The organism is Aquiflexum gelatinilyticum (assembly GCF_024741135.1).
Taxonomy (GTDB): Bacteria; Bacteroidota; Bacteroidia; order Cytophagales; family Cyclobacteriaceae; genus Cognataquiflexum; species Cognataquiflexum gelatinilyticum.
The window spans coordinates 208787-220941 of sequence record NZ_JANSUY010000007.1 but is presented as its reverse complement, the minus strand read 5'-3'; the positions used below and the strand labels follow the sequence as shown (position 1 = coordinate 220941).

Below are 12155 nucleotides of genomic sequence, written 5' to 3'. Positions count from 1 at the left end.
TTGCGCCATTCTTTCAAAAAGAACTGACTCGGATCATGCAGATCAACTTCAAAAATAACATCTTGCCGCACCTTGTAGGAGTTGTGGTCTTTTACCTCATCGTTTTGTTTTATTTTTCACCTGCCGTTTTTGATGGCAAAATCCTTTTCCAATATGACATTCTTCAATGGGAAGGTGCTGCCAAGGAAGTTATGGATTACAGGGCCGAAACAGTCAAGGAAGCACTTTGGACCAACAGCATGTTTGGCGGAATGCCGGCTTATTTGGTGAGCTTTGAAGTTCCGGGAGACATTACCAATTTCTTGATTAAAGTGGTCACTTTGGGACTCCCCCACCCTGTCAACTCCTTGTTTTTTGGAATGTTAGCCATGTATATCCTGCTTTTGAGTTTCAAAGTCCGATCTGAATTTTCTATTGCCGGTGCAGTGGCCTTTGCCTTCAATACCTTCCACATCATCAGCTTGGATGCAGGACACAATGCCAAAATATGGGCCATCTGCCTGATTCCCCTGATTTTGGCAGGGATTCACCTGGCATTCTCCGGAAAAAGGATTTTGGGTCTTGCGCTTTTTGCTTTTGGTTTGATGCTCCAACTCAAATTCAACCACCTACAGATTACCTATTACACTTTGTTGATTGTGCTGATTTATGGAATCGGTCAGATTGTGGATGCCTACAAATCGAAATCACTCACTGCTTTTAGTAAAACAATTCTTATTTTGGTTTTGGGCGCCTGTCTTGCTGTTGGATCCAATCTTAGCAGGTTTATGACGGTACTGGAATACGGTGAATATTCAACAAGAGGACAATCCAATATTACTTCAGCCAATACTTCTGAAGGCGGTTTGGACAGAGACTATGCCTTTAACTGGTCTCAGGGAAAAATGGAAACTCTCACTCTCTTGGTTCCATTTATATATGGTGGTGGAAGTGGGGAAGCTTTGCCCAAAGATTCTAATTCAGAACAGGCTTTGCGGAGCAATGGCGTGGAAAGTGCCCAAGCAACAGGGTTTATTGAAAAAGCGCCTACCTATTGGGGCGAGCAGCCGGGAACAGGAGGCCCTATTTATGGAGGGGCGATTATGCTTTTCCTGTTTGTTTTAGGTTTGATTTATGCTCCAAAAACGTATAAATATGTATTCCTTTCGATTACGATCCTGTCCATTTTTCTTGCCTTTGGAAAAAATCTCGCTTGGTTCAATGACTTGATTTTTGATTTCCTTCCTGGCTACAACAAATTCCGAGCTGTGACTATGGCACTTTCTATGGCGCTTTTCGCCATTCCAGTTTTGGGGAGTTTGGGATTGGAATACCTCTTCAGAAATTCAGATAGCAAAACACTTGTTAAAAATCTTTCCATAGCATTAGGAAGTACAGCAGGATTGTCATTGATTTTAGTGATCTTCGCAGGAATGTTTGGATTCAGGGCACCAGTAGACGCCAACCTCCCGGAATGGCTTGTCGACGCTATCCAACAGGACAGAAAATCAATGCTTCAAAGCAGTGCTTTCAAAAGTCTCATTTTCATTTTGCTTGCTGCAGGTTTGATTTGGGCAAGTTTGAAAAATAAAATCTCAACACAAATAGCCGGATTGTCCATCGCATTGTTGATTGCCATCGACCTTTGGATGATCAATAAAAGATACCTAAATGAAGACTCGTTTCAGGCCAGTCCTTCAGCACAGTTTTTTGCAAAAACACCTGCTGATGCAAAAATCCTGAATGACCAAGGATATTTTAGGGTAATCAATCTAGAAAATCCTTTCAACGATGCGCGAACAAGTTATTTCTTCAACAGCATCGGTGGTTACCATGGAGCGAAAATGAAGCGTTACCAAGAATTAACTGAAAACGTATTGGGTTCTGAAATTAAGTCTTTTATCCAAAAAGCACAGGAAGGAAATTTTGATTGGCAGGGACTGAAAGCTCTGAATATGCTCAACACCAAATATGTGGTCGCAGGGCAGGCCGAAAATGCTGTTTTTACCAATCCCGAAGCAAATGGGCCAGCGTGGTTTCCATCCAATATAAGGTCTGTCACTTCCAACGAAGATGAAATCAAACTCATTTCTCAAATGGATACAAAAATTGAAGCAACTGTCAATGAGACTGAGTTTGGAACAGTCCAGACTGGTTCGGGTTCAGTTTCTATCACTTCCCAAAAACCAAATGAGTTGAAATATTCTGTAGAGGCGACAAAAGCCGGTTTGGTTGTCTTTTCTGAGATTTACTATCCAAAAGGATGGAAAGCACTTGTCAATGGGCAAGAAACCGATATAATTAGAACCAATTACCTGCTTCGGGGCATATCTGTTCCTGCAGGAAAATCTGAGGTTCTAATGAAATTTGAACCGGATAGCTACTATAAAACCAAGACGGTTACCATCATTTTTCAATATCTTATCCTACTCACATTGATTGGAGGAACGTTTTTGTCAATTAAACCTTTTCTAAAACCATGAGCAAAAAGGAAGAAGTAAAGGAGTTTTATGATGAATATGTGACTAAACAAGAAAAGACGGGGATTAATTCACGTCATATTTCCATCATTGATAAGCTTGTCCAATCAGGGTTAAAGTCCAATCATAATGTATTGGAGGTTGGTTGTGGCATCGGCACGGTCAGTCAATTGATTGCGAAGAAAACCTCAAATGGAAAAGTTTTGGCGGTCGACATCAGCGAGAAAAGCGTCGAAAAGGCCAAAATCCTTTGGAAGCAATTTTCCAATCTAAGCTTCGAAGTTTCTGACATGAGCGATTTTACCAAATCTGGTCAGACATTTGATTATTTTGTTTTTCCTGACGTTTTGGAACATATTCCTGTAGAGCAACATCCCAATCTGTTTGAAAGAATCGATGCCCATTCACATGAAAAATCAGTAGTTTTCATCCACATACCTGCTCCAAGGTTTTTGCAATACAACATCAGCAACGAGCCTCAAAAGCTTCAAATCATCGATCAGCCATTAGACACGGCAACTTTGGTTGGTGTTTTAAATTCAAATGGATACTACCTTGACAAAATGGAGACTTATCCGGTATTCTTTGAGGAAAAAGATTACCAATACTTTGTCTTCAGGAGAAATACCAAAGTCACCAAAAGTACTTTAAGGGGAAAATGGCCCGTATTTATAGAAAGGACAATTCTTAAAATCAAAAACAGTATCTTTCTGTAGCCAATTCTCAACAATTCAGATCCATTTCAAGACAATCTATGATTATTTATACCTATCCAGTACGGACTGCATTTACGGATAGAGATGTTGAAATGATCCAGACTAAATTTTCCATCAAAACACTTGAATTTACCCAAAATCCGGTTGCTCTCCCCTTCTTCTTTATTCTCCAGTTTTTTCAATTGGTAATCTTCCTTCCAAAGACAAAGTATTATTTGTGTTTTTTTGGGGGATACCATTCTGTTTTACCGACTTTCTTAGGTAAAATTTTCAAGAGAAAAGTTTTTATCCAATGTGGAGGAACAGATGCAGTCAATATGCCGGAGATAAACTACGGGAATTTCAGAAAGAAATGGCTGAGATTGGCGACTGTTTACAGCTTCAAAAACTGTACAAAAATTCTACCTGTTGCTGACTCTTTGGTCCGATCTGAGTATCATTACGATCCTTTGATTTCATCCAAACAAGGATTGAAAAATCTAATCCCTGACTTAAAAACCCCAATCCAAACAATTTACAATGGATTCGACACAGATTTTTGGATTGATTTTGGAAAGGAAAGGAAGCCGATGACCTTTATCACTGTGGCAAAAGGAATCTCCAATCCTGTCCGAGGGAGGATCAAAGGCATTGACTTGATTGAATTGATTGCATTGAGGTTTCCCCAAGCTGAATTTACTTTGGTAGGTGATGTTGACTATAAGCCCACAGCAAAAAACATTTCAGTAACCGGTCCAATGGACAAAGACAGGTTAAGGGAATTATATAATATACACCGATATTACCTCCAATTATCCACATCTGAGGGTTTTCCGAATGCATTAGCTGAAGCCATGCTGTGTGGTTGCGTTCCTATTGGTTCAGCAGTCGGAGACATTCCATTGATCATAGATGATTCTGGTTTTATTTTGGATCAAAAAAATCCCGATAGATTAACCAAAATAATCCAAGAGGTTTTAAACATGGATTTTGAAAAGAAAAGATCAAAATCCAGAAACAAAATCTTGAAAGATTATCCTTATTCCAAAAGAAAGAAAGAATTATTGGGATTGTTTAACTGATTAATTCATTGGAAAAATTTGCCCGACAAAGCATTCTTACTACGCTCTCCCATTATTTGGGAGTGGCAATTGGGTATTTCAATGTATTGTGGCTCTTTCCGTATTCCCTTGCCCCTGAGCAAATCGGGATCTTCAGAACAGTGCAAGACATGGCAATGCTTTTGGTTCCCTTTGCGCAATTGGGATTGGGAAATGCGATCACGAGGTTTTTTCCCCAACTCAAAAGCAAGCAGGGGTCTTTCCTCACCTTCAGTGTTTTGGTTACCTTGATGGGATTTATTGCTGTCTCTCTTTTGTTTTTTATTTTCAAAAGCCAAATTATAGCTGCCTTTGCCGTCAATTCCCCGCAGGTCATTGACTTCTTTGTAGTGGTATTGTTAATTACCCTATTTGCAGTAGTTAATACCGTTTTGGATGCCTTCAGCAGGTCTTATATGAAGATCGCAATACCGACATTACTCAGGGAGGTTTTGTTGCGGCTGCTCTCGACGGTGCTTGTTTCGGTCTATTTAGTCGGTTGGATAGACTTTGATCAGATGACTTGGGGATTATCGGTCAATTACCTCATCGTCCTTGGAAGCTTGATAAGCTACATGTTCCGCATTGGGAAATTCAGCATTGAAACAGATTTCTTTTTTGAAAGAAAGGGCTTCAAATCAGAGTTTCTCAATTATAGCTTCATCACTTTACTCGGCACTGCAGGAGGCATTTTGATCATGAAAATTGATAGCCTGATGGTGAGTTCCATGATCGGATTAGAAGCCAATGCGATTTATAACATTGCTTTTTCAATTGCCATCGTGATGGAAATGCCTCGCAGGGCCATTTCTCAGGTCAGTATGCCTGTGGTCGCCGATTATTTTTCCCGTCAGGAATTCCCAAAGATCGACAAGCTTTACAAAGACATTGCCGTAAACCAGACCTTAATCTGTATTTTGCTTTTTTTGGGAATTTGGTCAAACGTGGATAATCTCTACCATTTTGTCCCCAATGGTACCATCTATGAAGCTGGTAAATGGGTTGTCCTTTGGATTGGTTTCGGAAAAATGTGCGACGTTATTTTCTCCATCAACGGAGAAATCATCGTTTTTTCAAAATATTACATCTTTAACATCACAGCAACAGTCATCATGAGTATCGCAGTGGTGGTTTTTAATTTGTTGCTGATTCCGTCTTACGGTATCGAAGGAGCTGCATTTGCATCCTTTCTGGCGATGTTTTTCTTCAATTTTCTCAAATACCTCTATATTAAAATAAGGCTATCTTTTGAGCCATTTTCATGGGATGTGCTGAAAATCCTGATTCTAGGTTTAGGAATCTACTTTATACAGGCTTATATATTCAGCAAAAATAATCCAGGAATACCAGACCTTATCATCAGATCGCTTGCGATTACGTTATTTTATGCATTGGGGATTTTCTTGCTTGGAATAGCCAAAAAAAATCAGAGAAAAGTAATTGAAAAAATAAAAGGGCTCAGGCCTTAGAGTGTTACCAAACCTCTTTACTGACAGGATTTGAGCTGCCACGAGATCCGCAAACTTCCACTGTTATCCTGAATCCGAAGATACGAGGTCCTTTATTACTAAAGGATGAGGCCTGTTTTTGGAAAGGGCTTCACTCGGGATTGTTTTATAATTGTGAAGTCGGAACATGTCGGCGACCCGAGCCATTTGTGCAAATATACAAATTATTGATATAATGAATTGGGTCTTCTCTTTCAAATTCACCTCCAAATAATCTGAACCTGCCAAATTTTCCATACAAAATAGGAATACTTATAATTGACCAAAAATCATTTTGTTGAGAACTTAAAATATGTATTTTTATTAGGTGAAAAATTAAAAAAAATTAATATATCTAAAAAAACCACAAGCACACCAAACTATTCAATCAAAATCTGTTGATTTACAGTACAAAAATCCGTAATGGATTTTGATTCTGGAAATAGACAAAATTTTATTCTTCCATCATCTATTTTTCATCATCGGATTCGCGTAACTTTGTGTTTCGAAAAGGCTAAATAAAATGTATCAAATAAAAAAGCTCATCGTTTGTCTTGACCAAAGCGACCTAGATGAAACCCTGGTTAGGTTTGCATCCTTTGTGTCCCGAGTCAATCAGACTAAAAAAATTTATTTTACCAACGTCATCAGAAATCTGCAAATACCCAAGGAAGTTTTGGAGGAATTTCCCAATCTCATAGATAATATGGTCGAGGAAAGGAAGAGGCAGATGAAAGATGTCGTGGACAAAAACTTTAGCAAAAAAGAAGATATTGAATTTTCTTATGTGGTCAAAGAAGGACAATTAAGTAAAAAAATTCTAAAACTGGCCCACGAAAAATCTGCTGATATGATCATTATAGGCAGAAAAGTAACTCTTCCAGGCACAGGGGTTATTTCACAGAGGCTTGCAAGAAGAGCAAGTTGCTCCTTATTGATTATTCCCGAAAAGGCGGAACCCAAAATGGACAAACTATTGGTACCATCCGATTTTTCTGATTATTCGAAAGATGCTCTTGAAGAGGCAATTATTATTGTGGAAAAATATGGAGGTAAAGCCGAAATAATTTGTCAAAATGTATTCACTATCCCCTCAGGCTATCATTTTACCGGAAAAAGTTATGAAGAATTTACTTCCATCATGCTAATGCATGCGGAGATTAATTTCAAGAAGTTTATCCGAAATATTGATACCAAAAACCTAAAAATCACACCAATCTATACGCAGGATGACGACGATGACCCGGTAGAAGAAATCATCGCCAAAGCCAAAGAAATAAGTGCTGACGGGATCATTATCGGTGCCAAAGGCAGGACTGCTGCTACCGCTTTATTTATTGGAAGCATGGCTGAACGTCTTATTCAGCTCAATGAAACCTTCCCACTTTTGGTCACGAGGCCAAAAGGTAAAAACGCAGGTATTTTGGATTACATCCTTGAAATTTGATTTGCTATTCTTGATATTTTTGAATTTAAAATCCGATCTTCAGCCCATATAGGAGATCGGATTTTTTCTTTTTATTCATCATAAGAGAGGCTACCAGAAATCCTTTCAGAAAGATGATTCCCAAATTAAACCTCTTGGAAGGAGAAATGTCAAAAGGCCTAATGATATCAATCAGTGACCTAGAACTTTTGGAATTGATCCGTAATCCCGAAACAAAGGAAAAGGGATATAGGCTGCTTGTAGAAATGTACCAAAAAAGGGTATATGGCATCATAAGAAAAATGCTGATAATTCATGAAGATGCTGATGATATTACCCAAAACACATTCATCAAGGCATTTAAAAATATAGAAAATTTCCAAGGCAACTCTTCCCTATTTACTTGGCTGTATAGAATTGCAACCAATGAAAGTCTAAATTTTCTTGAAAGAAAAAAGAAAAGGTATTTCTTTTCTATAGAAGATCATTTGGAGACCATGTCAGGATATTTGGACAGATCAGGATTGATTACAGGGGAAGAAATTGAAAAGCGCCTGCACAAAGCCTTATTGAAATTGCCTGACAAACAACGCCTGGTATTCAACATGAGGTATTATGAGGACTTAAGCTATGAACAAATAAGTCAGATAACATCAACGTCGGTTGGAGCGTTAAAAGCAAGCTACCACCATGCAGTCAAAAAAATAGAAATTGAACTCCATACAGAGTAAACCTCTGTGTTTTAAGCCTGTCTAATCAATTGAATTATGGAAAATTTACCCAAAAACATACTTTTCAAAACGCCTGAAGGTTATTTCGAAGATCTCCCTAACCGTGTTTTAGAAAGGAATAGACAAAAGAAAAGCCGGACCATCGCATTGTTTCGCATGACTGCAGCGGCGGCTTTGGTTACCATTGGGATTTATTTCTTTGTTATTAAAAATGAAATAATGGTAGAGCAATCACTCGAAGCTTATTTAGAGCAAGAAATTGACTTGTACATCAGTTCAGGATATTGGCAGGCAGAAGATATTCTTTCTTTTTCAGAAAATCCCAACCTCATCCTAGACGAGATCATTGAAGAAGAATGGGGAGGGCTGGAAAGTAGCCAAACAGATACTGATATCGAAGAATGGTTGTAAAACAAAGAAGATCATGAAAAAGACATTATTGATATGTGCTGTCCTTTTTCTTGTTGGAATTGAGGCTTTTGCCCAAAAACCCACCAATGAATATGACAAAGAAAAATTAGAAGCTGCAAGGGTAGCGTTTATTACAAACAGGCTAGACCTTAAACCTGAACAGGCTGAAAAATTTTGGCCGCTATTCAATCTATATAATGAGGAAAGAACCAAAATGATGGATAAAGTTTCCTCACTCAATCGGGAATCAATGCAGGAAATCTCAGAAATGAGGGCAAAGGAAATCATTCAAAAAAGGTTTTCAATCCAGCAGCAGCTGCTTGACCGTGAAAAGTTATTTATGGAAGAAATCACCAAAGTGATTTCTCCGCAGCAGGCAATAAAACTAGGAGGAGTAAACCGGGAATTCACCCGTCAGGTGTATCAGAGACATCGCGGTGGTAGAGAAGGTGGCCCTAAGGAATAAAAAAAGCAGCCAAATGGCTGCTTTTTTTATTTATTTTTTAGCAAATCTCTAATCTCCTCGAGCAATAACTCAGATTTGGGAGGTGCAGGAGGTGGTGGTGCCGGCGCTTCGACTTCTTTCTTTTTAAAGGAGTTCATTCCTTTAATCGCCAAAAAAATCACAAATGCGATGATCAGAAAATCCACCACGTTTTGGATGAAATTACCATAGCTCAAAACCACAGCAGGCAACTCGCCCTCTGCTTCTTTAATGATGATGCTGAGGTCCTTGAAATCAACCCCACCCAAAAGCACCCCAATTGGAGGCATGATGATGTCATTGACAAAAGAAGACACAATTTTGCCAAAGGCACCTCCGATAATCACCGCGACAGCCAGATCGACAACATTGCCTTTCATGGCAAACTCTTTAAATTCTTTTATTAGGCTCATAAATTAAACGGTTATGGTTTTTTTAAATAAGGTTCCAAAATAGCAAAAATTCAAAATCTATTGATATTTATCTTTTAATTTAGTCATCATACCAAATGAAATCTTTGGTTTTACCGAAATGTGAATTAAAATTTTGATCTAAATGATTAAAAAAAAATATCCAGAAGGCTTAAGCTATAAAATTTTATAAATTTACCCCCTAAACCTATTAACCTAATCCCAATGAAAATAGCATTGATAGCCCATGATGGGAAAAAGGCCGACATGGTCCATTTCCTGAGTGGTTTTAAAAAGCAATTGCAAAACTCAAACATTGAATTGGTGGCAACCGGTACTACTGGTTCGCACATTGAAAAAATAGGGATTAAAGTTCAAAAAGTACTTTCAGGACCGATAGGAGGTGATGCCCAAATAGCAGCCATGGCGGCCCAAAAAGAACTTACAATGGTTATTTTTTTTAGAGATCCCCTTGACAAACACCCACATGAACCGGATGTGCAGATGTTGATGCGGATTTGTGATGTGCATAACATACCCCTCGCTACCAATCCCGCTGCAGCCGACCTCATGTTTAAACAATTAACTTCACAATTTTAATGGAACCAAAGACAATCAAAAGAATAGGCGTTCTTACATCAGGAGGAGATGCCCCGGGAATGAATGCTGCCATCAGGGCTGTAGTTAGAGCCGGGTTTTATTACAACCTTGAAATGTACGGTATCTACAGAGGATATGAAGGAATGATCCAAGATGATATCAAAAAGCTTGAATCCAAGAATATTGCACACGTACTTGAAAGAGGTGGGACATTTCTAAAATCCGCAAGAAGCAGTGAATTCAGAACCCCTGAAGGAAGAAAAAAAGCTTATAACAATCTTGTAAAACACGGAATAGATGCCTTGGTAATTATTGGTGGAGACGGTTCATTGACAGGGGCACATTTATTTTACAATGAATTTGGAATACCATCTATAGGTTTGCCTGGAACGATCGACAATGATCTTGCGGGAACCGATTTAACAATAGGCTTTGATACCGCCTGCAATACAGCCATAGAGGCAATCGACAAAATAAGGGATACGGCCACTTCACATGACCGTCTTTTCTTTGTGGAAGTAATGGGAAGAGATGCAGGCTTCATCGCCATCAATGCCGGAATTGGAAGTGCAGCAGCTGCGACATTGATTCCTGAAAAGAAAATGCCGATCGAAAGATTGGTGGAAAGATTGAAAGCTAGAACCAAAGCCATGAAGTCCTCGAACATTGTCATCGTCGCCGAAGGGGGCAAAAGTGGCGGCGCAGTAGAAATTGCCGAAAAAATCAAAAAGGAACTCCCCTATTATGATATCAAAGTGACTATACTTGGCCACCTTCAGCGCGGTGGTGCTCCAAGTTCGTTAGATAGGGTTTTAGCCAGTAAGCTTGGAGTATTTGCTGTAGAGGGATTAATGCAGGGAAAATATGATGTAATGGCAGGTATCATCAATAATAAAGTCGTCTTCACTCCTATTTCCAAAGCGATTGTAGGGCACAAAGAAGTAGATGAAGATGATTTCAGGATTGCAAAAATATTATCCACCTGAAACAATCTTATCATGCAAAAAGGAGGTTTTTTTTACCTCCTTTTTTTATTTAACCTTATAATATTTTTACATCAATCCAAAAAGCCTAGGCAACCATAGCGTCATTCCAGGCCAGAGTGTAATTACAATCAATCCCAAAATCATGGCAATAAAAAACGGAATTAAAGTACCGATTACTTTTTCCAACGTGGTACCTGCCACCTGAACCCCAATAAACAATACAGAACCTACAGGCGGAGTACACAATCCTATACATAGATTCATGATCATAATGATTCCGAAATGGACAGGATCGACCCCAAGTTCAATAACAATAGGAAGGAAAATCGGAGTGAAAATCAACACTGCAGGCGTCATATCCATAAAAATTCCGACAAAAAGTAGGATGAGATTGATCAGAATTAATATCACCAAAACATTATCACTCACAGAAAGCAGGGAATTGGTAATCGCCTGAGGAATATCCTCACTTGACATCACCCAAGACATGCTCATCGATGTCGCTATTAGAAGAAGGACGATCGCTGTAGTCTCTGAGGATTTCAATAAAATAGATGGCAATTCCTTGATTTTTAACTCCTTGTAATAAAGAGACAATCCTAAAGTATAAATCACAGCTATGGCTGAAGCTTCAGTTGCTGTAAAAACACCTCCTACAATCCCACCAATTACAATAACCAAAAGCATCAGGGAAGGAAATGCTCGGAGGAATGTTCTGCCAAATTCCTTAAGAGAAACTCCCTCTCCGGCAGGCAGTTTTTCTTTTTTGATAAATATCGCAGCAGTAACCATCAATACAAACCCAATAAAAATACCCGGCAAATAACCTGCTACAAAAAGTGCAGCAATAGAAACGCCGCCTGAAGCCAAGGAATACACGATCAGGATATTGGAGGGAGGAATGATCAATCCTGTAGTCGACGAGGTGATATTGACAGCTGCACCAAGTTCTTTGGGATAACCTTCTGTTTCCATCCTTTTGCCAAGGATACTTCCCAATGCGGATGCAGCCGCAGCAGCTGAACCGGCAATAGCGCCAAAAAGCATCGCCGCGATCACATTGACATATAACAAACTCCCGGGAAGTCTTCCTGCCAGAGATTTTGCCAATTCTATCAAGCGGTTGGCAATTCCTCCTTTATTCATTATCTCTCCTGCCAAAACAAAAAACGGAATAGCGAGTAAAGCAAAGCTGTCTAAACCGGTAGCCATACGCTGGGCTATGGTAGTAGCGGATGGGCCTGCTGCAACTGAAACCAGCAAAGTGATAAAACTAGCAATTCCCAAGCTCCATGCAACAGGAACCCCAATTGCCAATAAAGTAATAAAGGAGAGGATCAATATAATGATGCTGATATATTCCATA

Annotated in this window: 12 protein-coding genes; 10 read left to right on the top strand and 2 right to left on the bottom strand. The window is 39.1% G+C overall.

The window, feature by feature from the left end; genetic code table 11:
• The first annotated feature begins 35 nt into the window (after positions 1–35).
• The 8 genes from NU887_RS11365 (at position 36) to NU887_RS11330 (ending at position 8775) form a co-directional block, all read left to right on the top strand.
• Positions 36–2462 carry a YfhO family protein gene (locus NU887_RS11365; RefSeq protein WP_258423491.1) on the top strand — a complete coding sequence of 809 codons (2427 nt, stop codon included), beginning with the start codon at positions 36–38 and terminating at the stop codon, positions 2460–2462.
• Positions 2459–3175: a class I SAM-dependent methyltransferase gene (locus NU887_RS11360; RefSeq protein WP_258423490.1), complete on the top strand. Its 717-nt coding sequence runs from the start codon at positions 2459–2461 to the stop codon at positions 3173–3175. Before NU887_RS11365 ends, NU887_RS11360 begins: the two co-directional genes overlap by 4 nt.
• Before the next feature lie 38 nt (positions 3176–3213).
• On the top strand, positions 3214–4236 hold the full coding sequence (locus NU887_RS11355) for a glycosyltransferase family 4 protein (protein WP_258423489.1): 1023 nt from the start codon (positions 3214–3216) through the stop codon (positions 4234–4236).
• A gap of 8 nt (positions 4237–4244) precedes the next feature.
• Positions 4245–5723, top strand: a complete 1479-nt coding sequence (locus NU887_RS11350; RefSeq protein ID WP_258423488.1) for an oligosaccharide flippase family protein — start codon at positions 4245–4247, stop codon at positions 5721–5723.
• Between the two features lie 541 nt (positions 5724–6264).
• The gene (locus tag NU887_RS11345) at positions 6265–7188 is read left to right on the top strand and encodes a universal stress protein (RefSeq protein ID WP_258423487.1); all 924 of its coding nucleotides are present in this window, start codon (positions 6265–6267) and stop codon (positions 7186–7188) included.
• A 161-nt stretch (positions 7189–7349) separates the two neighbouring features.
• Positions 7350–7898: an RNA polymerase sigma factor gene (locus NU887_RS11340; protein ID WP_258423510.1), complete on the top strand. Its 549-nt coding sequence runs from the start codon at positions 7350–7352 to the stop codon at positions 7896–7898.
• Positions 7899–7934: 36 nt separating this feature from the next.
• Positions 7935–8309, top strand: coding sequence for a hypothetical protein (locus NU887_RS11335; RefSeq protein ID WP_258423486.1), 375 nt, complete (start codon positions 7935–7937; stop codon positions 8307–8309).
• A 13-nt stretch (positions 8310–8322) separates the two neighbouring features.
• Positions 8323–8775, top strand: a complete 453-nt coding sequence (locus NU887_RS11330; protein ID WP_258423485.1) for a type 2 periplasmic-binding domain-containing protein — start codon at positions 8323–8325, stop codon at positions 8773–8775.
• A 26-nt stretch (positions 8776–8801) separates the two neighbouring features.
• On the opposite strand, the gene mscL is transcribed toward NU887_RS11330, so the two are convergent.
• Entirely contained in the window at positions 8802–9206 is a 405-nt protein-coding gene (gene mscL, locus NU887_RS11325) for a large-conductance mechanosensitive channel protein MscL (protein WP_258423484.1), read from the bottom strand.
• Between the two features lie 222 nt (positions 9207–9428).
• Between mscL and NU887_RS11320 the strand changes: the two genes are divergently transcribed.
• Positions 9429–9803 carry a methylglyoxal synthase gene (locus NU887_RS11320; RefSeq protein ID WP_258423483.1) on the top strand — a complete coding sequence of 125 codons (375 nt, stop codon included), beginning with the start codon at positions 9429–9431 and terminating at the stop codon, positions 9801–9803.
• Positions 9803–10789 (top strand): 6-phosphofructokinase, encoded by a 987-nt coding sequence (gene pfkA / locus NU887_RS11315; protein WP_258423482.1) that lies wholly within the window; start codon positions 9803–9805, stop codon positions 10787–10789. The genes NU887_RS11320 and pfkA overlap by 1 nt, the downstream gene beginning before the upstream one ends.
• A gap of 66 nt (positions 10790–10855) precedes the next feature.
• Here pfkA and NU887_RS11310 read toward each other — a convergent pair whose 3' ends face one another.
• Positions 10856–12154, bottom strand: a complete 1299-nt coding sequence (locus NU887_RS11310) for a TRAP transporter large permease (protein WP_258423481.1) — start codon at positions 12152–12154, stop codon at positions 10856–10858.
• Position 12155: the final 1 nt, after the last annotated feature.

What these genes read in the sequence shown, in the direction of transcription:
- NU887_RS11345 (WP_258423487.1), top strand. Translation starts at nt 6,265, where the DNA reads ATGTATCAAATAAAAAAGCTCATCGTTTGTCTTGACCAAAGCGACCTA.
- NU887_RS11355 (WP_258423489.1), top strand. Translation starts at nt 3,214, where the DNA reads ATGATTATTTATACCTATCCAGTACGGACTGCATTTACGGATAGAGAT.
- NU887_RS11365 (WP_258423491.1), top strand. Translation starts at nt 36, where the DNA reads ATGCAGATCAACTTCAAAAATAACATCTTGCCGCACCTTGTAGGAGTT.
- mscL (WP_258423484.1), bottom strand. Translation starts at nt 9,206, where the DNA reads ATGAGCCTAATAAAAGAATTTAAAGAGTTTGCCATGAAAGGCAATGTT.
- pfkA (WP_258423482.1), top strand. Translation starts at nt 9,803, where the DNA reads ATGGAACCAAAGACAATCAAAAGAATAGGCGTTCTTACATCAGGAGGA.
- NU887_RS11330 (WP_258423485.1), top strand. Translation starts at nt 8,323, where the DNA reads ATGAAAAAGACATTATTGATATGTGCTGTCCTTTTTCTTGTTGGAATT.
- NU887_RS11335 (WP_258423486.1), top strand. Translation starts at nt 7,935, where the DNA reads ATGGAAAATTTACCCAAAAACATACTTTTCAAAACGCCTGAAGGTTAT.
- NU887_RS11320 (WP_258423483.1), top strand. Translation starts at nt 9,429, where the DNA reads ATGAAAATAGCATTGATAGCCCATGATGGGAAAAAGGCCGACATGGTC.
- NU887_RS11340 (WP_258423510.1), top strand. Translation starts at nt 7,350, where the DNA reads ATGATATCAATCAGTGACCTAGAACTTTTGGAATTGATCCGTAATCCC.
- NU887_RS11360 (WP_258423490.1), top strand. Translation starts at nt 2,459, where the DNA reads ATGAGCAAAAAGGAAGAAGTAAAGGAGTTTTATGATGAATATGTGACT.
- NU887_RS11310 (WP_258423481.1), bottom strand. Translation starts at nt 12,154, where the DNA reads ATGGAATATATCAGCATCATTATATTGATCCTCTCCTTTATTACTTTA.